The sequence below is a fragment of the Verrucomicrobiota bacterium genome, assembly GCA_019247695.1.
In the GTDB taxonomy this organism is placed as follows: domain Bacteria; phylum Verrucomicrobiota; class Verrucomicrobiia; order Chthoniobacterales; family JAFAMB01; genus JAFBAP01.
This window is the reverse complement of sequence record JAFBAP010000110.1, coordinates 1-19396: the sequence shown is the minus strand read 5'-3', so window position 1 is coordinate 19396 and position 19396 is coordinate 1. Positions and strand designations below refer to the sequence as shown.

General features: G+C 59.6%; 21 protein-coding genes and 1 tRNA gene. 12 read left to right on the top strand and 10 right to left on the bottom strand.

The annotated features are described in order from the left end of the window. Window positions 1-247 precede the first annotated feature (247 nt). Both JO015_12705 and JO015_12700 read left to right on the top strand, forming a co-directional pair. The gene (locus JO015_12705; protein MBV9999957.1) at window positions 248-991 is read left to right on the top strand and encodes a hypothetical protein; all 744 of its coding nucleotides are present in this window, start codon (window positions 248-250) and stop codon (window positions 989-991) included. A gap of 251 nt (window positions 992-1242) precedes the next feature. After that, window positions 1243-1758 (top strand): DUF4142 domain-containing protein, encoded by a 516-nt coding sequence (locus JO015_12700; GenBank protein ID MBV9999956.1) that lies wholly within the window; start codon window positions 1243-1245, stop codon window positions 1756-1758. A gap of 149 nt (window positions 1759-1907) precedes the next feature. Here the strand turns inward: JO015_12700 and JO015_12695 are convergent, their stop codons facing one another. Continuing rightward, entirely contained in the window at window positions 1908-2348 is a 441-nt protein-coding gene (locus JO015_12695) for a hypothetical protein (protein ID MBV9999955.1), read from the bottom strand. 218 nt (window positions 2349-2566) lie between these two features. Here JO015_12695 and msrB point away from each other — a divergent pair, with 218 nt between their 5' ends. The 3 genes from msrB (at window position 2567) to JO015_12680 (ending at window position 5668) form a co-directional block, all read left to right on the top strand. Continuing rightward, window positions 2567-3001 carry a peptide-methionine (R)-S-oxide reductase MsrB gene (msrB, locus tag JO015_12690; GenBank protein ID MBV9999954.1) on the top strand — a complete coding sequence of 145 codons (435 nt, stop codon included), beginning with the start codon at window positions 2567-2569 and terminating at the stop codon, window positions 2999-3001. Window positions 3002-3079: 78 nt separating this feature from the next. Further along, entirely contained in the window at window positions 3080-3628 is a 549-nt protein-coding gene (gene msrA, locus JO015_12685; GenBank protein ID MBV9999953.1) for a peptide-methionine (S)-S-oxide reductase MsrA, read from the top strand. 186 nt (window positions 3629-3814) lie between these two features. Next, window positions 3815-5668 carry an ATP-binding cassette domain-containing protein gene (locus tag JO015_12680; protein MBV9999952.1) on the top strand — a complete coding sequence of 618 codons (1854 nt, stop codon included), beginning with the start codon at window positions 3815-3817 and terminating at the stop codon, window positions 5666-5668. Between the two features lie 79 nt (window positions 5669-5747). On the opposite strand, the gene JO015_12675 is transcribed toward JO015_12680, so the two are convergent. The 4 genes from JO015_12675 to JO015_12660 form a co-directional block, all read right to left on the bottom strand. Next, the gene (locus JO015_12675) at window positions 5748-6419 is read right to left on the bottom strand and encodes an HAD family hydrolase (GenBank protein MBV9999951.1); all 672 of its coding nucleotides are present in this window, start codon (window positions 6417-6419) and stop codon (window positions 5748-5750) included. A gap of 827 nt (window positions 6420-7246) precedes the next feature. After that, window positions 7247-8542: a citrate synthase gene (locus JO015_12670; GenBank protein ID MBV9999950.1), complete on the bottom strand. Its 1296-nt coding sequence runs from the start codon at window positions 8540-8542 to the stop codon at window positions 7247-7249. 199 nt (window positions 8543-8741) lie between these two features. Beyond that, window positions 8742-10814, bottom strand: coding sequence for a glycogen debranching protein GlgX (glgX, locus tag JO015_12665; protein MBV9999949.1), 2073 nt, complete (start codon window positions 10812-10814; stop codon window positions 8742-8744). A gap of 252 nt (window positions 10815-11066) precedes the next feature. Then, window positions 11067-12170: an RDD family protein gene (locus JO015_12660; GenBank protein MBV9999948.1), complete on the bottom strand. Its 1104-nt coding sequence runs from the start codon at window positions 12168-12170 to the stop codon at window positions 11067-11069. Window positions 12171-12384: 214 nt separating this feature from the next. Here JO015_12660 and JO015_12655 point away from each other — a divergent pair. After that, window positions 12385-12472, top strand: a tRNA-Ser gene (locus JO015_12655). A gap of 353 nt (window positions 12473-12825) precedes the next feature. Here the strand turns inward: JO015_12655 and JO015_12650 are convergent. The 5 genes from JO015_12650 to JO015_12630 form a co-directional block, all read right to left on the bottom strand. Further along, the gene (locus tag JO015_12650; GenBank protein MBV9999947.1) at window positions 12826-13113 is read right to left on the bottom strand and encodes a hypothetical protein; all 288 of its coding nucleotides are present in this window, start codon (window positions 13111-13113) and stop codon (window positions 12826-12828) included. Window positions 13114-13485: 372 nt separating this feature from the next. After that, the gene (locus tag JO015_12645) at window positions 13486-13938 is read right to left on the bottom strand and encodes a hypothetical protein (protein ID MBV9999946.1); all 453 of its coding nucleotides are present in this window, start codon (window positions 13936-13938) and stop codon (window positions 13486-13488) included. Window positions 13939-14426: 488 nt separating this feature from the next. Continuing rightward, entirely contained in the window at window positions 14427-14669 is a 243-nt protein-coding gene (locus JO015_12640) for a hypothetical protein (GenBank protein ID MBV9999945.1), read from the bottom strand. A gap of 56 nt (window positions 14670-14725) precedes the next feature. Next, window positions 14726-14959: a hypothetical protein gene (locus tag JO015_12635; protein MBV9999944.1), complete on the bottom strand. Its 234-nt coding sequence runs from the start codon at window positions 14957-14959 to the stop codon at window positions 14726-14728. 54 nt (window positions 14960-15013) lie between these two features. Beyond that, window positions 15014-15265 carry a hypothetical protein gene (locus JO015_12630; GenBank protein ID MBV9999943.1) on the bottom strand — a complete coding sequence of 84 codons (252 nt, stop codon included), beginning with the start codon at window positions 15263-15265 and terminating at the stop codon, window positions 15014-15016. A 796-nt stretch (window positions 15266-16061) separates the two neighbouring features. On the opposite strand from JO015_12630, the gene JO015_12625 reads away from it, so the two are divergent. The 6 genes from JO015_12625 to JO015_12600 all read left to right on the top strand — a co-directional run. Continuing rightward, window positions 16062-16310 carry a helix-turn-helix transcriptional regulator gene (locus tag JO015_12625; protein MBV9999942.1) on the top strand — a complete coding sequence of 83 codons (249 nt, stop codon included), beginning with the start codon at window positions 16062-16064 and terminating at the stop codon, window positions 16308-16310. A gap of 15 nt (window positions 16311-16325) precedes the next feature. Beyond that, on the top strand, window positions 16326-16565 hold the full coding sequence (locus JO015_12620) for a helix-turn-helix transcriptional regulator (GenBank protein ID MBV9999941.1): 240 nt from the start codon (window positions 16326-16328) through the stop codon (window positions 16563-16565). A gap of 7 nt (window positions 16566-16572) precedes the next feature. Then, window positions 16573-16833: a helix-turn-helix transcriptional regulator gene (locus JO015_12615; protein MBV9999940.1), complete on the top strand. Its 261-nt coding sequence runs from the start codon at window positions 16573-16575 to the stop codon at window positions 16831-16833. 403 nt (window positions 16834-17236) lie between these two features. Beyond that, entirely contained in the window at window positions 17237-17605 is a 369-nt protein-coding gene (locus tag JO015_12610; protein ID MBV9999939.1) for a hypothetical protein, read from the top strand. Window positions 17606-17684: 79 nt separating this feature from the next. Continuing rightward, window positions 17685-18242 carry a hypothetical protein gene (locus JO015_12605; protein MBV9999938.1) on the top strand — a complete coding sequence of 186 codons (558 nt, stop codon included), beginning with the start codon at window positions 17685-17687 and terminating at the stop codon, window positions 18240-18242. 838 nt (window positions 18243-19080) lie between these two features. Further along, a partial coding sequence (locus tag JO015_12600) for an ISKra4 family transposase (protein MBV9999937.1) occupies window positions 19081-19396 on the top strand: 316 nt, incomplete at its 3' end.

Here is a 19396-nt window from a genome sequence, read left to right as displayed (position 1 = left end):
CGGCGCGAGTGGTTTGTGGTGTCTCTGTCGAGGACACCTCATGAACTTCGCGGGATTCGCAGGTACTGGATTTTGCGTTCTGCCCGAAAAATGAGCCCGCGACGGGCGCTCCGAAACGGTGCCAACGCTCCAGGGCTTAGCCGTAAAACCGTTCCCGTCACCATTTGCGGACGCGTTGCGATGTGGCCGAGACGGCTCCATCCGGCGGTTGTTGCCGTTCCCCCCGGAAAACGACCCGGAAGTGACGATGGAAAACGCCAGGAATTTTGAAGGCCAACGTTCGTTAGGTCATCCGCAGAATCAGGTGTATGCGGTGTTTGATAAATCACCTGATGCCGGCCATGCCGCTTCGCACCTCAACGAGGGGGGCTTCGGACCCGAAAAAGTAGGTTTGCTGCAGGGAGCCGCGGATGCCGGGAAACTCGCGGATGCGACCGGGGAGGAAGGCTTCTGGGCAAAGTTAAGCCACTTCGGCCTGGATTTTGGAGACCAGGACAACCCGTACATGCAGCAGTACAAGCAGGAACTCGAGCGAGGCCGGACGGTGCTGGCGGTGGTGACCGAGAGTGACGCAGAGGTTGAAAAGGTCCAGCAGATCCTGGCTGAACATCACGCCCGTTTTCTCACCAAATACGGCAAATGGGCTGTTGAGGCCGCTCGAGAGCGGCAACCCGGAGAGGGCTTCGCAAAGCGAGCCGGTGCCACCCAAAACAGGATAAAAGCAGGCTCCGGCCGGGCGCGGTTCTGGCTGATGCCAGGCGGAGCATGCAGACCGGCGATTAAGCCTAAGGGACATAGCCGCAGCAAGGCGGCTCAGGCCGATTTTTTTCGCGTTCCCGGCTTTTTGGAAGAAGCCGACCCGCTTTTGGCACTTGGGGGCGAGCCGCTCTTCGCCTTTGTCTTATCGGCGGTTTGCTGTTTCGTCTCGCCCTTCTCAGCGCGTTGCTTGTTGACGATGCGAGCGGCCACTTCCTCCTCGCGACCCTCGTAGCGGCCCTCCTCGTGAAATTTTTCCTTAAGCTCGTTATACTCCCGTTCTCGCTTGGGACTGGCACCTCGAGGCATAGGTAAGTCCTTGGTTGCTTTTCCCAGTTTCGCGCTAGGCCCACATCCCGGCGCTGCGTACCCGGGCTGCAAAAAAAATTTTCAGGGCCGTTCCCTAGTTGAGCATCAGCAATGATCACGGCGAGGAACCGTGCCGTAAAAGATTGCGATCTAATTTAAGAAATAACCCAATCAGGTATGAAAAAGACAATCTTAACAACGGCCCTTACCATCTGTTTTGCTGCGCTCGGTCTAGCTGCACAAGGTCTGACGGGGGAAGAGCAGAAGTTCGTGCTCAAGGCGGCGAAGAGCGATGAGACGGAAATTACACTCTCTAAGTTGGCTCTGCAGAAGAGCAACGATCCGCAGATCAAGCAGTTTGCGGAGATGATGGTCACCGACCATACCAAGTCGACCTCCCTTTTGAAGCCGATCGCAGCGCGCCACAACGTGGCGATACCTGAAAACCCGGGTCCGGCGAACGATGCGAAGTACCGGACGTTGGAAGGCAAGTCAGGCAAAGCCTTCGACAAGGCGTATATGCAGACGATGGTTGCTGACCATCAAAGTACTCTCCAGGCGTTTCAGAGTGCGTCCGGCAAAGTCCAGGACGCGAAACTGAAGGAATTTGTCGCAACCGTTGAGCCCATCGTGAAGCATCACCTCGACATGGCCCAACAGCTCAGCCACGGCGAGAAAGCTTCCAAGATGTAGGCGTGCCCCTGATCTGCGGCCGCAACCCCATCAGAACTGAACAGAAAACCGCGGCCGGCCCTGGAGGGCCGGCCGCCGTCGTTTAACCGATTCTCGATCGGAAAGGACCTTTTGGGATGGCAGCCTGCGGAGTCCGGCAGGTGGAGTCCTCAGGCATTGTGCTGGTCCACTTTATGACCCTTTTTCTTTGCCGGTCCGCCCACGTTCCTTTCGCTCGGGGCCGGGCCTGCAACAGGACGGGCGATTTTGCCGTCCGGCAACACCGCCGCGTACAGGATCTGAGAGGAGCCTCCCGTATCGCCGGTCAATTCAGCCAGGTAATATGGGTTCGGCCCGTTTTGATACTGGATCGAGGTTACCTTCACGTTGGTAGCGCTGTAGAACCCTTTTGCCCATTGGAGCGCCGCCAGCATGGCCTGCTGCTGCGAGATCGGCTGGCCGGTACTGCTCCGGCCGGCCGGAATTTCAAAGTGATACACTCGGTCGCCGCCCTGAGACCGGACATGAAACGTCGGCGGTTCAGTCGTTGCAGGTGCCGCCAGGGCTGAGACGGTCGTAACCAGGGCGAGAAGTCCAGGGAGAATTCGCATCTGACAAATTTAGAACAACGCCGGCGTCTTTGTCAGCAGACAATCCGGCGTCAAGCCGTCCGAAATGTGATCCCGGGAATATTTGCGGCCGGCGCTATCTCATACGGCAGGATTCGCATCCTAGAAAATTCGCTTTTTGGCCGGCTTGGCGTCAGATTGATTGCCCAGCCGGGATGGCAACGGTTGCCGGCCAGATCGCTTTACCCAGACTTTCCGATATGAACAAAGCGTCCGATCAAGAACTCAAACAAAAGCTTACACCTGAGCAGTACCGCGTTACGTGCCAGAACGGCACTGAGCCGCCCTTTCGTAACGAGTATTGGAATAACCACGCTGAAGGGATCTACGTCGACGTAATTTCGGGTGAACCGCTTTTCAGCTCGACCGACAAATTCGATTCAGGCACCGGGTGGCCGAGTTTTATTCGCCCCCTCAAGGAAGAAGCCGTGACCGAAAAGAGGGATATTTCTCACGGCATGATCAGGACTGAGGTCCGGGGCGCCGGTAGTGATTCCCACCTCGGTCACCTGTTCGACGATGGACCCGAGCCGACGGGCTTGCGGTACTGCGTAAATTCAGCGTCGTTGCGGTTCATTCCCCGGGAAAAGCTCGCTGAGGAGGGGTACGGCGAGTACGAGAAGCTTTTCAAATAACGAACTTCGATGCGCGCATCCCTTCGCCTGCTGCTTATCGTTTGCCTGTTTGGTCCGGCAGCAGTTTGTTTTGCCGATATGACTACATCCCAGAAACCTCAGAAAACGGAGACGGCCGTTTTTGGCGGCGGCTGCTTTTGGTGCTTGGACGCACAATTCAAGCTGGTCAATGGGGTGAAAAAGGTTACCAGCGGCTACGCTGGCGGCCACACCGCCAATCCCACCTATGGACAGGTTTGCAGCGAGCAAACCGGTCACGCCGAGGTGATCCAGGTTGAATTCGATCCCTCCGTCGTTTCGTATCAGGCGTTGCTGGAAAAGTTTTTCCACGCGCACGATCCCACGACGTTGAACCGTCAGGGGGCGGATGAAGGCGCCCAGTACCGGTCGATCATCCTTTATGCGGATGACGGGCAGAAAGCCATCGCCGAACGGATGAAAGCCGAAGCCCAGAAGGATTGGCCGGACCCGATCGTGACCGAGATCGTTCCGTTGCGAGCCTTTTACGCGGCGGAAGACTATCACCAGGACTATTTCGCCAAAAATCCCAACCAGGGGTACTGCCGGCTGGTGGTCGCTCCGAAGGTGAAAAAATTTCAGGAACACCTCAAGGCCACGAAGGAGTAGAGGGTAAATCGTAACAGGTGCCAAAGGCGGTTCGACGTTCGCTCACGCGGTCACACGGCGGGGATGAGTTCCTTTTCTGCGGTGTGACCGTACTAGAGAGGCACAGACGTCGAAACTGGCGTAAGATGCCGCCACTTCCTTTTCATTTGTGGCATTCGCGGCGTTTTTCGGCTTCTGGCATTTTAAATGTTGACGGTAACGGGTTTAAGCAAGGCGTTCGGGGGCGATGCCCTGTTCCAGGCGATTTCCTTCCAGGTTAATCCTGGTGACCGGATCGGATTGGTTGGTCCGAACGGGGCGGGCAAATCAACCCTGCTCGAGATTATCGGGGGGTTGGAGGAAGCCGATGCCGGTGAGGTGACTCGCGACCGCGGCGCCACCCTCGGCTATCTCCCGCAGGAAAGTGCGCCTGCATCTGCCGAAACCGTTCTGGAGATGGCTTTGTCCGGTGCGGGCAGGGATGCCTTACACGCTTCGGGAACCCCGGAAGCGGAAGACCTGATTGATGATCCGGCCCGGGAGGCGGAAGCCAAACGCATCCTGCGCGGCCTGGGGTTTCAGCAAACCGACTTCGGGCGTGAGGCACGCGAGTTGAGCGGCGGCTGGGTCATGCGGGCTCACCTGGCCCGTCTACTGGTCAGTGAACCGGATCTGCTGCTTCTTGATGAGCCTACCAACCACCTTGACTTCGACTCGGTTACCTGGCTTACGCAGTACCTGCAAAGCAGCCGGAGCGCGTTGCTGATCATTTCGCACGACCGGACCTTTCTGAATCGTTTGGTGACGCGGATCATCGAGTTGGAACGCGGGACTTTGACCCAGTACAAAGGCGATTACGACGCCTATCTGGGCCAGAAGACGGCGCGCCGGGAGCAACTCGCGGCCGCCTATCGCAACCAGGAACGCGAAGTGGAGCGGCTCCAGACATTCGTGGACCGATTCCGGGCCAAGGCGAGTAAGGCGTCCCAAGCGCAGAGCAAGTTAAAACAGATTGAAAAGATTCGGACCCTTGACGCACCGGAGGCTCAGGCGGCCGGGATCGCTTTCCAATTCCCGCAACCGCGCCGCAGCGGCGCGGAAGTGCTGCGCCTGAATCGCGCCGGCTTCAACTATGGCGATCGGGTGCTCTTCCGGGATCTGACGCTGGAAATCCCCCGTGGCCAGCGATTGGCGTTGCTGGGCCGGAACGGCACCGGCAAATCCACCCTGCTCAAACTGATGGCGGGTTCGCTGCCGCTGAGCAGCGGCGAGCGGAAGGTGGGGCATAACGTCGAGCTGAGCTATTTCTCCCAACAACGGATGGAGATGTTTCATCCTGACCGCATTGTCCTGGAGGAGGCGCTTGATCTGTCGCGTTCGCCTGCTGAGGCGGCCGCACGAAATGTGCTGGGCGCATTCCTTTTCCAGGGAGAAGATGCATTCAAACCGGTCTCAGCGCTCAGCGGCGGTGAAAAGAGCCGTCTGGCTCTGGTGAAATTGCTTCTCGATCCACCCAATTTCTTGTTGTTGGACGAACCCACCACCCATCTGGACATCCAGAGCGTCGAGGCGTTGGTGGCCGCGTTGCGGCAGTACGACGGTACGATGGTCTTCGTGAGCCATGACCTTTACCTGACCCAACAACTGGCGACCTCCGTCCTTTACCTCGATGGAGAGCGAGTCCGCTTTTACCCGGGCGGTTACGAATACTTCCAGGATCGCCTCGCGGCGGAACGGGCGGATGCCGAGAGCGCCCGTGGCGAACCGGATCCGGTTGAACTTCCGGTTTCGCGCGGGGCGCGCACGAGTGAGAAGGAGCGCCGCCGTCAGGAAGCCGAGGCGCGCCAGGAGCGTTCCCGTCGGCGTAAGGCGCTGGAGGAACAATTGAGCCGGGTGGAAGCCGAAATCCTGGAGTTGGAGGACCGGCAGAAATCGCTTATCGACCGTCTCCAGGCAGCCGATGCTGGCCGGGCGGCGCTGGAACTTGCGCAGGTGACCGGCACCCTAAAACAACTCACCGCACAATGGGATGAACTGGCGGAAGCCATCCAGGAAGTATAAGCGATAGCTTTTATGATCCCGGAGCGTGGCCGGTTCCAGCCGGGCGCGGTTCCTGAACCGGCCCGGGGGGTCCCTGTCCTTACTCAGCCATGAACGGCGAGGACTCAAAGTGCTCCAGCAGATCGGCGCAGTCGCGGTAAATCGCGATCGCACCTGCCTTACGGATATCCTCTTCCGGAAACCCGCCGCTGAGCAGGCCTATCGTCTGAATCCCGCTTTTGGCCGCCGCTTCCGCGTCGTACGGCGTGTCTCCAACCGTAAGCGCTTCACCGGGCGCCACGCCCGGCAGCTTCCCCAGCGCCGCTTCGAAAATGTCCGGGTGCGGTTTCGATTTTTGCGCTTCGTCGGCGGACGTCTCCGCATCCACCAAGTCCTCGAGGCCGCAGAGCTTTTTGTAATGCGCCACCTCGTTCGCCTTGCTCGATGAGGCCAAGGCGATGCGGATCCCTTCACGGCGAATCCGGCGCAGCAGATCCGGCACCTTTGGAAAAGGCCGTACCCGGCTGAGGTACTCACGTTTGAATAGCTCTGCCCGGTCCTCGGAAATCGCCTTTCCCTTTTGCTCCAGCTCTTCCTTGGTCAAAAATTCGGGAAGCAGGGTGTCGGAACCTTTACCGATCTGGCTCCGGACGTCCGTGAAACTTACCTTCTTGCCAAACTTGGCGAGGACCCGTTGCCAGACTTCCGCGTGAATGTCGACCGAATCCACCAGGGTGCCGTCAATGTCGAAAATAGCTGCCTTTTTACGCACTGGGCGAAAGTTCGCATAGACCGCTGAGCCCGGCTGTGCCGGAAGACAGAATCATCCGCAGAACACGCAGAAGGACGCAGAAAAGAGGAAACATCCACAGATTACACAGATTCCACAGATTACGGTCACACGGCAGGGGTGGCGGGCACGACGTAAGAGTTCACACGGTCACGCGGCGGGCACGGCGAAAAGGCGGGCACAACGTAAGAGTTCACACGGCGAACACGGCGGGCCACGGCGAACACGGCGGAAAGCCATGCCGCCCGGCGCCTCTTTATTTGTGGCATTCTCTGCCGCTCCGAACTCCGAACTCCACGCCGCGTGCCGCTTAGGGAAGGAAATTATCAAAAATGCGTCCCCTTTTTCACACAGGCTTTGACAATCGCGCGTGAACGCCTCATCAATACCGTCGCACGGAAGTCTTTTGTACCCTCTTGCAGGAGAAATACCTGCTGCAGGTGGAGACTTAATGCGTTAACCGTCGGCGTGATGCCATGAAGCACGAAGCTCGTTCGCCACAGCAGTATCGCATCTGTGGCCGGACGGTTTATATCTTCAAGGGGCGCCTGAGCGGAATGCACGCCGGCGGTTGGTGTTTTTGGCTACTGGGCCGCGACCCTGTGCGAGGTTTCCCGACGCGTAAAGCCGCCATCGAACAGGCCCGCAAAAGCCTGGCTTCATCGTCATCATCCCTTCTGCCGGGGTAACGGCACCCCGGCGCCTCAGATTATCGTCGGGCAAGCGGGTGGGGAAGGAAGCGGGAAACTGCCAATCCGCTGCCGGGGATAGCTTGCCGGCCATCCCCGGCGGGCCGGCCTTCAGACGGCTTACCCGTCTTTGCGCTGGTCGACGGGCACGTAGTGGGTAAGTGGTGTGCCGGTATAAATCTGCCGGGGACGGCAGATGCGTCCGCCCTGGCTCTCACTGACCTCGCGATAGTTTGCGATCCAGCCCGGCATACGGCCAATGGCAAAGAGCACCGTGAACATCTCCACCGGGATTCCGAGGGCACGCATCATGATGCCGCTGTAGAAATCGACGTTCGGATAGAGTTTACGCTCGATGAAATACGAATCATGCAGGGCGGTCTGCTCCAGTTGCCGCGCGATATCCAGCAGCGGGTCATCGATCTTCAGCGCGGCAAGCAAGTCGTCGCACTGTTTTTTGATGATCTTGGCCCGCGGATCGTAGTTCTTGTAAACGCGATGCCCGAAACCCATCAGGCGGCGCCCGCTCTTTTTATCCTTGGCCGCTTGCAGGAAGCGGGAGCCGTCATCGCCTTCGCGGCGGATTTGTTCGAGCATTTCGATCACCGCCTGGTTTGCGCCGCCGTGGAGCGGTCCCCAGAGGGCACAAACGCCGGAGGCCGCGCTGGCGAAGAGGTTGGCCTTGCTGGACGCGACCATTCGTACCGTGGACGTTGAACAATTCTGCTCATGGTCGGCGTGGAGCAGGAAAATCAGGTCCAGCGCACGCACGACTTCAGGTTTCAGGTCGTAGTCGGCGTTCGGCTCGGAGAACATCATGTGCAGAAAATTTGCCGAATATTTGAGCTTCGGATCAGGATAAATGAAGGGCAGCCCGCGCGACTTGCGGTAAGCAAACGCCGCAATCGTACGAACTTGAGAAATGAGGAACGCCGTTTCATCGTCAAAATCCTTGGTCTCCTGGGGGGCGAGCAGCTGCGGGTTGTAGCAGCCGGCGGCGTTGATCATTGAGGAGAGGATCGCCATCGGGTGAGCGTTGGGCGGGTACCCCTCAAAATGAAACTTCATGTCCTCGTGGATCAGTTCATGCTTGGTAAGCAGATCGGAGAAGCACTTCAGCCCGGAATCGGTCGGCAGCTTCCCGTAAATAAGGAGGTAAGCGGTCTCGATGAACGTCGAGTGTTCGGCCAGTTCTTCGATCGGGAACCCCCGGTAACGAAGGATTCCCTGATCTCCGTCGATGAACGTGATGGCGCTCAGACAGGACCCGGTGTTCCCGTAACCGACATCGAGGGTGATCAGACCGGTTTGATCACGAAGCTTACTGACATCGATGGCTTTCTCACCGAGAGTGCCTTCGACCAGGGGGAGCTTGGCTTGGTGTCCGTCCCAAGAGAGTTCAGCTTGTTGACTCATAGCGATATCTCTTCCGTAATGCTGCGATTATCAATTATGAGTTCACCGCTCCGGTGTGAAGAGTTAATGTTGACCGGCCCGACCTGAATGAACGAGGCGGCGTCACCACGGCAGATCAGCCGGCTCAGACCGCAGCGCACCACCCGTCCGGCGCGACGTTTGAAGGTGCCCTCGCGGCCGCCCCCAGGCCCTGCCTGCCTCACTGCGCCAGGACCGTGACCGAATGCGCCGGTACAATGTACTGCGAACCGGCGACCTGCTTTTCGTGGCCGGGTTCCAGGATGTCGAACGGTGACGGCCGGCTGGTGTCGATGACCCGGAACCAAGGTTTATAGAAACCGTCGCAGATCGTGAAGGTGAGGGGTTCGGTGTACGCGTTGATCATCACGTAGAGGTCAACGTCGTCGTATTCACCACCCTGCAGGTAGAACGCCAGCGATCGGGACGGAAACGACAGATCGACGGCGTTGCCGACCCCGCGCCACCGGACATCCTCCCGCCAGAACCGGCTCCGCGAAAGCGTCGGGTGCGCCTTGCGAAAGGCGATCATACCTTTGCAGAAGCGGAAAAAATCGGCGTGTTTGCGCAGGCGATTCCAGTTCAACCAGCTGATCTCGTTGTCCTGGTTATAAGGGTTGTTGTTGCCCTGCTGCGTGTGCAGGAATTCGTCCCCGGCCATAAACATGGGCAGACCGTTGGATAGCATGAGCAGGCAAAACAGGTTTTTGGCCTGTTGCAGGCGCAACTTGAAGACTTCCGGGGACACCTCGTCGCCTTCGCCCCCGCAGTTCCAGCTGTAATTATCCGACGGACCGTCCGTGTTGTCGTGCCCGTTGGCCTCGTTATGGCGTTCGTTGTAGGAAACCAGGTCATACAACGTGAAACCGTCGTGGGAGGTGACGTAATTGATGCTGTAGAATGGCCGGCGCGATTCTTCGATCCGGTCAGGAAACAGGTCGTCACTGCCGTAGAGCCGCTGCATGACGCTCGGCACCATGCCGGGATCGCCGCGCACGAACCGCCGCAGGTCATCGCGGAATTTGCCGTTCCACTGGTGCCAGAACATGCCGGGAAAAGCCGTGCCGAGCTGGTAGGCGCCCCCGGCATCCCACGGTTCGGCAATCATTCGGACCTGGCTCAGGATCGGATCGGTGCGCATGGCGACCAGGATCGCCGGGTCATCCACGATCGAACCGTCCGGCCGCCGGGTCAGAATGGACGCAAGGTCAAACCGGAAACCGTCCACGTGCATTTCCGTGACCCAGTACCGCAGGCTGTCAAGAATCAGGCTCGTAATGCAAGGGTCGCTCACGTTGAGCGTGTTGCCTGTCCCGGAAAAGTTTGCGTACGGTTGCGCCCGCTCATCGGTCATCAGGTAAAAGCTCGCGTTATCGATGCCTTTAAACGAATAAACCGGGCCGTTGTGATCCCCTTCCGCCGTGTGATTATAGACGACGTCCAGGATGACCTCGATGCCGGCCTGATGCAGCGCGTCGACCATTTGCTTGAACTCTCTCAGGGGCTGCTGCTGGTCCGCCGCGTATCCCAGGTGAGGGGCGAAAAAGTTGAGCGGCATGTATCCCCAGTAGTTGTTCTCCTGCGGGTCGAATTGGTAGACCGGCATGAGCTCCACGATGGTAACGCCCAGTTCCTTGAGGAACGGGATTTTCTCCGTTACCCCGGCAAACGTCCCGGCCTTCGGCGCCACGACGCCGCTGGTCGGGCTCGCCGTAAAGCCGCGCACGTGCATTTCATAGATCACGGCATCCGAATAGCGCCGTGGACGGGGACCCCGAGACCACTGAAACGGTTCATCCTGGGCGCGAATCAACCCGAGCGGGGCGCGTCCGGCGTTGCTGCCCTTCTGCCTGGCCGCCTCACGGCTGAAGTCGGGCGGAAAGAAAATGCGTTTCGCGTACGGGTCGTGTAAAATTTTCTCGGGATCGAAGCTATGCCAGCAGTACGGCTCCTGGGGAGAAGGCCCATCGACGCGGTAGGCGTAGTACACCGCGTCCTGGAGCTCATCTTCGGGCACCCGGTAGTGCCACACCCGTTTGGTCTTGTGCACGAGCGGAACCAGCCAGATCTCGCGCAGCGGCGTCACAAAATCATCCGCGCCGTAAAGCAGCAAAGTGACCCTTTGGGCGTAACGGGAATAGAGCGCAAAGTTCAACGCCCTTTGCTCCGGAATGTACGAAACGCCAAGTACGGTGGGGGAGCCTTCGACTGCAGGCCAGTTAACGCTTTTCGGTGTCCAGAGCACGTCGGGCAGATTCAACAGTGATGCGCCAGTTTCCTATCGCCCTGCATGGGCGCGGTCAATGAGAGAAGCAAAGCCGGGCGAATGTGGATTAGGGAGGGGCGCCAGGCTTGCAGCCCGCCGCGCTTTCGGAATGCAACTTGGCAATGGTATATTAGTGGTTAAGTACGTTTGTCTTTTGATTTCGGCCTTCCCGGGACGCGGTTAAGTCTGTTTTTGTTTGTTCGCCGGCGCCTCAGGGCGTAACGACCGGGGTCGATTCGATTACCCGTTGCCTGCTGCCGGATACGCGTTACCCGCCCGTGCCTGCACCGGAAGCCGGGGCGTCCGCGGCTTTGGGGGCAACTGTATTTGCACGACGAACGTCCGGCTGATGCGGTCGTGCCACGCGTTCTTCTCCGGATCGATAAGGATCCAGACAAAACCGAGCCCGAAGGGCAGCAAAGAAAGCAAGCTGGCCAGGGCCCGGACCAGGGAGGTGGAAAAATCGCCGGTCAGAAAACTTCCGTCGGCTTTGATCACGTCCAGTCCAAGCGCGATGTTCCCCAGGGTGGCACTGCGTGAGACGTACATTGTGAACCGGTAAAAGACCCACGCCGGCAAAAGCACACGGGTAATCCCGAGGAAGGACAAAAGGGAATAGACCACGGCAAAGTCGATCAGGTTGGCAAGCAGGCGCGGCCAGAACGTTGCACGTGGTATTGCCAGGGTGACGGGATCGAGGGGTGCGGCCTCGGCCCGTCGGGTTGCATCGGGCTTGGTGACCGGCAGCCGCCGTATCGGTTTAGGGTAATATCGCTGCAGGCGGTGCCGGAGCCGCCGGGACGGGTCGACTGAATCGAGCAAGTAAAGGGCGAACGCCCCCAAACCTGCCGTCGAAACCAAGCCGCCGACCAGCCAGCCGATGAGCGGAATGCAGTAAAGCACCCAGCAGACCAGGGCGCCCAGCAATATCGTCAGAAGGTCACCCCGGGGGTGGGCAGACAGGCCGGGGGCCAGCCGCTGTCCGATAAACCGGAAAATGGCCGCATTACCGACGACCATGAAGGCGGTGGCGATGCCGACCACGACCGGCAGGCCGATGATTCCCACACCGGTTAGTAAAAGGAAGATGCACAGCAGGAGAGTGCCGGCCACGAGGCCAATCCCGGTCAGGAGGGTAGCCGGGGCGGACCTGGCGAAGACCGCGCGGGTGCCATCGAGCGCACGGGAACAGGTCACTCCGGCCAAAAGGCAGACCAGGACTACGACCAACCCCACCGGCCACGAGAAGACATCCGGCAACGGCAGGGACGGTACCAGGTGGACGGTACCCGCAGCCCCGTTGCCCAACCTGGGCCAGGCTAGAGCGAGCAAACGCAAACTCATAGCTTTGCGTGGGAGAACCGGTGTATAATCATATCAGCGCTCAGGCGAGAAAATATAACCAAAAAAGCCTGGCGTCGAAAGTGGCGGAAGCAAGGCGAACTGTACGCAGCCCGGTTGGACCTGATGAAGTGACCGAGACAAGCCCTGCCGTACCGGCCGGTGAGGTTTCGTTTGACGTCCCTGGTGGGTGCGGTTAGCCTTGGTCCCTCCCGCTGGTGAGGTGGCTGAGCGGTCGAAAGCGGCGCTTTGCTAAAGCGTTGTACCCCAAAAGGGTACCGCGGGTTCGAATCCCGCCCTCACCGTGGTTATCGCAACCTTTTCATCGCCAGCATATTGCGCATTCCAAGCGACGGGCTCCGGCTCAACCTGCTAACAAATCGGCTACCGTGTCTCCCGAAGTCCACCCTTGGATGCCGGTGAATGGGGTTAGGCAGGCGCCTTTTTTTCTTCCCGGCTACCAGGTTCCCCGCAATGCCGCCATGCGCTCGGCCAGCCCCAGGTGCGTGCTGCCAAACGCCGGTTCGGGTTGGGGTTCTGACCGGTCGATCGTGACCATGGCGCTGCGTTCGTAACTGTCCGGCACCGGCTCGGGCGGTAGCTTCCCGAACGCAATGTTGCGATGCTGTTCACCGATTCGAAAGTGGGCGCGCTTTAACTAAACCCAAGCCCAGGCCCACCGGCGTTCATCGATAACCCGCAAGCCGTCCGGGTCAACGCCCGCAAGCTCAAGCCGTTCGCGCCACTTCGGGTTGAGCGTCCACGCGCCCGCCCTGCCGCGCACGTTCAGCAGCACCTTGGCCTGATTCATCGCCATGGACGTCAACGGCCGCACCGGACCGTGCCGGTCGGGTGGGGGCACGGGCACGCCCAGGTAGAACAGCAACACGCGGACGCACGCCAGGATGTCGGCCGTTGGTCTGTCCCTCCAACGCTTCAAAATCACGCGCCTTGTCCCGGTGCCCACGCCGGGAAGCTTAACACGAGTGAGCCCGTCGTGTCACCCGTGGCCGGTGGCTTGGCACCCGATTACTCAAGACATCTTAAGCCTTCTTTTTGGGGCACCGCCCACAAATGGATGGAGGCGCAGCCCCAGACGGCCGGGCACCTCGCCTCGCTCCCCACCCCCAGGAATTTTTCCCGTGAGAACCCCTCGCCGTTCCGGCACATTCTGCGGAACTGCCCGCTGTCCTTACCTTCGCCAAAGCAAAAAGCCCGCCAAAACCCTCAAGGCCTTCTCGCGGGAGGGCACAACCAATCCTCGCGCCGCCCCTGGAAAAATGGAAATCCATCAACCCTCCACCGCTCCCAAAACGTCTTAATCCCGGATCGGGCCATCAAAGAGCCATTTAACGTCCGGAGGCCATTGCTCGAGGGGCGCCCCAGAGCGTACCATTTTATGGTCCAGAACCGCCGTGAAGAGCTCAATCAGCCTGCGCGTCTCTTTGATCATCTCCTCAAGAAATTGTCCCAGGCACGCGGCGCCCGGATCTTCGTCCAGGTGAAATCCAGTCTCAAAGAGGCGGTGCACGAATTTATTTCTCTCATCCAGGAATTTGCTCAAAACGAGGTCAAGTTGGGTCGGCACCGTGGTCCTGGCCCGGAGTTGTTTAAGCAGGTTCCTGAGCGTCTCGTGACGTTCCAAGCGACCTAAATTCTCTATCTCCTGAGCTGAAAGGTGATCCTTGTCCCGGAAGGCAAGGTGAAGGCAAACGTCCAAATGGTGTTCGACCAGCTGGATTCCCAGCAGCGCAGCACCGATATTTTGCATGTTTTGTCTCGCGCGAGGTGACATGCATTGACCCCTGCGTTAGAAAGCCAAGCTGAAGAGGCTATTGCGGCCGTCGTAAACGAGCAGTCAATGCTTGAGCACGTCGCGTCCGATCAGGGCCTGGAAACCTTGAACGTTGAGCGATGACTCGAACACCTGGATGGCGCCAAGCGTAAACGTCGATCCTACCGCGCCAAGGGGGGATGATCAAACTGACGTCGTACGTGTTAACCTGAACCGCCGTTGCATCCGTCGAGGGGGTGACGATCGGTATGGATCCGGTGGATTGCAGCCCTAATTGTTGAATGATCGTCGGGTCAACCGCCGTTGATGAGGCCCCCCGTGTCAACCAGGCTGCGGGATGACAAGGCCCGATTGTTGCAAGGCCTGTTGCCGGGGTTGGCTTGCCCCGACGAAAAGCTGCAACGGCGGACCGCCGGCTTGGAATTGAAGCGTAAAGTGCGGCACGCTTAGAGCAGAAGGGCCACTCAGGCGGCGGCGATGAAGTGCGCCTGCTCAACAGCCTGGATTTGTTTAACCAGGAACGGCTCGAGCTTGAAAAGCCGGTAGCCTTCCCCAAGGGCGTCGGCGTAGGTGTCGAACGTCCCGACCACTTTGTCGCCGCGGATGAGGGCGAATTTGCCTTCCTCCGGGAGCAAGCTGGGCAATTTTTCTCGGTAGGTCTGAAGCTCTTGCACGAGGGCTTTCATGGGAATGACAGGTTTCCACACAACGTATAGCATCACAGACAATACCGATACATCCCCCTTTTGTGCCTTACCGTAAATCACCGGGTCAACCCCGGAGACGAGAGGGCGATGACGGCTTTCCCGTCCCGAACGCTCGCGCCGCTCACCGCAAGCCGGCCGGGGTCCAGCACGACTTGGCCACCGCCCGCGTACCGCGCCGAGCCGCCCACCTGAGCCAGCATGGACTGCAGGCGATCCGTCCCGGCCGTCCCGACCACCCGTGCCTCGAACCGTTCGGTGGCCGCGTGGTACCCCAGCAAGGCACCGGCCACCAGGAGGGCTACCGCCGCCGCTATAAGGGCGATCAGCCAACCGCGCCCCGCTTTTCAAAACGCCTGGTAGCGCCCCTGCACGGGTTCGACGGCTTGCCGAACCAGTTCAACGCCCCGGGATACCTCCTGGACCACATCCCGCCCGTCCCACAAGGCATAGGAGGGCCGAACCTTGACCGGACGGCGGCTTGGGTCAAAAAGCCCGGGAAGGGGGTTTTCGTGGCCCCGAAAAACAAACCGCAAGCCCCGACCCAGGTCGAACACGTTCGGCTCAAAATCGATCAACGTCCTCAGCCGCCGAGCCACGCCCGGAGAAATGACTTGGTAAAACGTCGAGTGGGGGGAGGTTAGGACGTCCCAACCTTATACCGGAGGGGGTCAGGGGACTTCCCTTCCAGAGAAGAGACGGGCTGATAAAGGGAAATACCAGGATTCATCGCCCGTCTCCCTCCTCCCAAGCCTCTCGCGCGGAACCTGAAAATGCGCCCACAGCAACGTTCCCGATCGAGAACAGAAACGCCTTATTGGAATCGGACACCACCGTGGGGACAAAACGCCCGCTCGGCAAGGGCCAACCGTTCCAAGGGGTATAGGTGCGCCGGATTTTTTTGGACTTCGAACCGGGCAAAAAAAGGCCGGGGACGGGCGTGCGTTCGACCTGGGTAAGTCGACCACCACGCCTTTGCCCAAGTCGTGGAACTTTACCGTGTCGTATTCCCGCTCGGCCAGGCGCCGGGCGGTTGTGGGGGCCGGTCACCTGGAGAAAATTCAAGTTCTTGCTGACGACGATGCTCCCGATGGGGAAACGGCAGCCGTTAGGATTATTCGCCTTTAGCGAACCGTTAAAGTTGCCATCCGCACGGACGGCGTTACAAAGAATTGCCGATCGATGCATGAATTATCCTCATGGGTCGGTTTAGGCCCGGGTTTGGCGTTGACTGCGCCAGCTCGGGCCGTTTTGCTTCTACGGCATACTGTCCTTATAATAAGGACAAATGCAAGTACTTTTCTTAGCAAACCAAGAATATCCAGGAAAATGGTGACCCAAACTGATCCCGCCCGAGGATTGAAAGACCGTCCTCATCTTCCGTACACTCCCGCGGTGTCACCCAAAAAACTCCCGAGGGAACCCGACCCGGAAGTAACCCGCCTGCTCGACGATTTGAAGGCTTGGTGCGACCAAGAATATGGACGCCAAAGCGAGATTGCGCGCTTCCTGGGAGTTGACAGGAAACGGATAAATGACTGGCTCGCACGAAGAACGGAGCCGTCACTCGGCATGGGCTTGCGTATCCTGAGGTTTCTCCAAACGCAGCAAGCCCAGAATCCGGAAACCCCCGATCAGCCCTAACCGGCAGCCACCAACATGCCGCGCAAGCTCCCCCGAGGCCACGACCCCGAGGTAGAACAGTTCATCAACGAGCTGCGGACGTGGTGTAAGGCAAAGTACGGACGGCAAAGAAAACTGGCGAATACGCTCGGCGTGGACGAACGCCGGGTAAGCGAGTGGCTCGCAGGGAGGTCGGCGCCGTCGTTAGGAATCGCGCTTCGAATCCAGAAATTCTTGAGAGCGCAACAACCTCCAAGTTCGGAAACGTCCGAGTGAGCCCTAAATGGCAGCCATCAACATGCCGCCGAAACTCCCGAGAAAACCAGATCCGAAAGTCGCCAAGCTTTTGGGAGAAGTCCGGGAGTGGTGCGAAGAAAAATACGGGCGGCGAATCGAACTCGCCAACGCCCTTGGGGTAAAGCCGTCCCGAATCACTGACTGGCTGAACGGGCGGACTGAACCGTCCCTGGCCATTGGGTTAAAACTCATCGCCTTTCTCAAAGCGCGACAATCCCAAAAGCCAGAATCACCTGATCGACCCTGACCTCACCCGGAAACGGCTTGGAAAGAGAAAAAGCCAGGGTGGCCTCGATCCTCGCGCTGGGCATGAGCTTCGCGCCGGCCGCCTGGCGCCCTGAGTTCCCGCACCGGGGGTGCGGTCACGACGCGACCTCGGGGCTTTTCCCTAGTTTCACGCCCCACCCGTGAGGGTAGCCCTGGTTGGGGATTTAGGCCGCCTCGGCCCGACAGGCGCAAGGTCGTTACCCTCCTTAAACGGCCTACGCCCCGCCTTCGGCGGGTCCCCTCCATTTGCCGGGTTCCTCCCTTGGCGCCGTGACCGGGACCTCGGGCGGCAGGGGGCGGCTATAGATCGGGAAAAGAATTCTCTTTTCCCTCCTTCACGCTGATCGGCCTTCAAGTGTACATCACCCTGCTTATCCATACCCATGAACACCCCTGCTGACCCCGGCATTCTCGAACTCCGCACCCTACGCAACCTGGAGGACTACACGCCCGAGTTGCACGAACGGCTGCTCGAGTATTTCAACGGCAATTCCGGCGCCGCGCTCATGGCGATCTTTGCGGCTTTCCACGTGCGTTATCGTCTCATCAGGCAGTGGGCGCTCGCCGAGCTGCGCCGAGAGAACACCCTGCTGTTCTTCCTCTGGACCGGCGAGGCGTGCCCCATAGATGGCCCCCTGGAGGGGTGGGCCGAAATCTTCACCAAAGGCGAGCAACAAGGCAACTACCGGTGGCTGTTCATGCTTCGACGGAACCGGTGGGCGCAGGGGCCAGACCCTGAAGGCGCCCTTTAAGGCCGCGTGAGCCTGAACTTTTGCTGCCGCCCGATTATCAATTCATGCGCCTGTAAGCGACGACACGGAACTGACCGATTTGCACGACGTCCTCCAGCAGGTATTGGGCTGGGGCGGCCAGCTTGGGTACGCCTTTCGGATCCACGGCCAGGAGTTCAACAGCTTCCGGCGTCGCTCACGCTCTAAGCCACTGCGAGCCTTTCGCCTGCATCGCCAAGAGAAGTTTCTCTACCGCTACGATTTCCTGGACCTGTGGGAATGGGACCTCCGCGTCCTGGACATTCAGGAAGGCGTGGCAGAAGACCCAGAACCGCTTGGCCTCGGCGACCGCGGTGCGCCGCCCCCGGAAGGTTGCGGCGGGCGTCGGGGTTATCGGCTGATGCTCAAACGTCGACAACAGGGCGCGGCCGTTAATGATCCGGCGCTTGTTGAGGCAACGATACAGTTGCTGGTGGCTACTCATCCCGATCAACCAGCCAGCACGTGGGATTTGCTTCGAGACGCCGTTGGGAAGGGGTGGCAGAGCGTCGATCGGCGACTCGAGCAGCACGGGCCATTGCAACCAGGCCGTTTCAGCCTGCAAGAAGCCAACGAGCGTTTGGCGATGCTCGCTCGGCGCGGGAGGAGCCGGCTATGAAGTTCCTCGTGCAGGTGATCTGTGTCTCCGAAGCTGCCGAGCGGCGCCAGCAGGTGTTCGAAATCGCGCGCGAGATCTGGCACCCAAACGCTACGTGTGGCGGGCGGACGGCGCAGCGGTGCTGGCCAAAATTCAGCGGGCGTGGGAGGCAGCGTTGCGTACCCCAGAAGAAATCACAATTAACTGAGAGACAGTAGACTAGCGATGGAGACGCTCGGGCTCAGTCTCGAGGAAAGCAAAGCGCTGTTACGGGGAGTGCAAGACTTCGTGGTCGTGGAGCAAGTCGCCGATGAGCTTGAACGACGGCGTCCCTGTCCGCATTGCGGCAAGCGGCACACGAGCAAAGGCCAAGGCAGCATCGAGGTGAAGACGGTGTTTGGTCCCGTCGATGTGCCCAGTCCCCGCTGGCATCGGTGTGCATGCCAGTCCATGGGCCCCCACACGTTTCGGCCCACCACAAACTGGCTCAATGCACAGGCCAGTCCAGAGCTGCGGTATTTGGAGACGAAGTGGGCCTCGCTGATTCCCTACGCCAAGGTGGCCCAGCTTCTGAAAGACGTGCTGCCCGTTGCTGAGACCTTGAATCCAGAGACCGTGCGCAATCATCTGCACGCGACCGCGGAGCGGATTGAGCAGGCGCTGGGCGACGAAGCCGTTTGTCTGTTCGAGGGCTCGGAAGAGGAGGGGGAACAACAGCCGCTACCCGATGGTCCGATCACGGTGGGCATCGATGGCGGTTACGTCCGGGGGGCGCACAAGCAGGGATGGTTTGAGGTGATCGCGGGCAAAAGCGTCGTTGCTTTCCGGCGGCAGGATGAGGGCGAAGTGCTTCGGATTCGTGCAAACCTACGACGAAAAGCCCCGCCGGCGCTTGTGGGAGCTGATGAAGGCGCAAGGAATGCAAGAAAACCAGCAGGTGGTGTTCATGTCGGATGGCGGCGAGAATGTCCGCCGGGTGCAAGAGTACCTTCATCCATTCAGCGAGCATCTGATCGATTGGTTCCACCTCACGATGCGGCTCACCGTGCTGCTGCAGCAAAGGAAGGCGCTCCAGGCCGAACAGCCAGAGGTCGGCGAAAAGGTGGCAAAACAGCTCGAGAGCGTGAAGCACCTGCTCTGGCACGGCAACGCCGAAGAGGCGCTCGAGCGCTTAG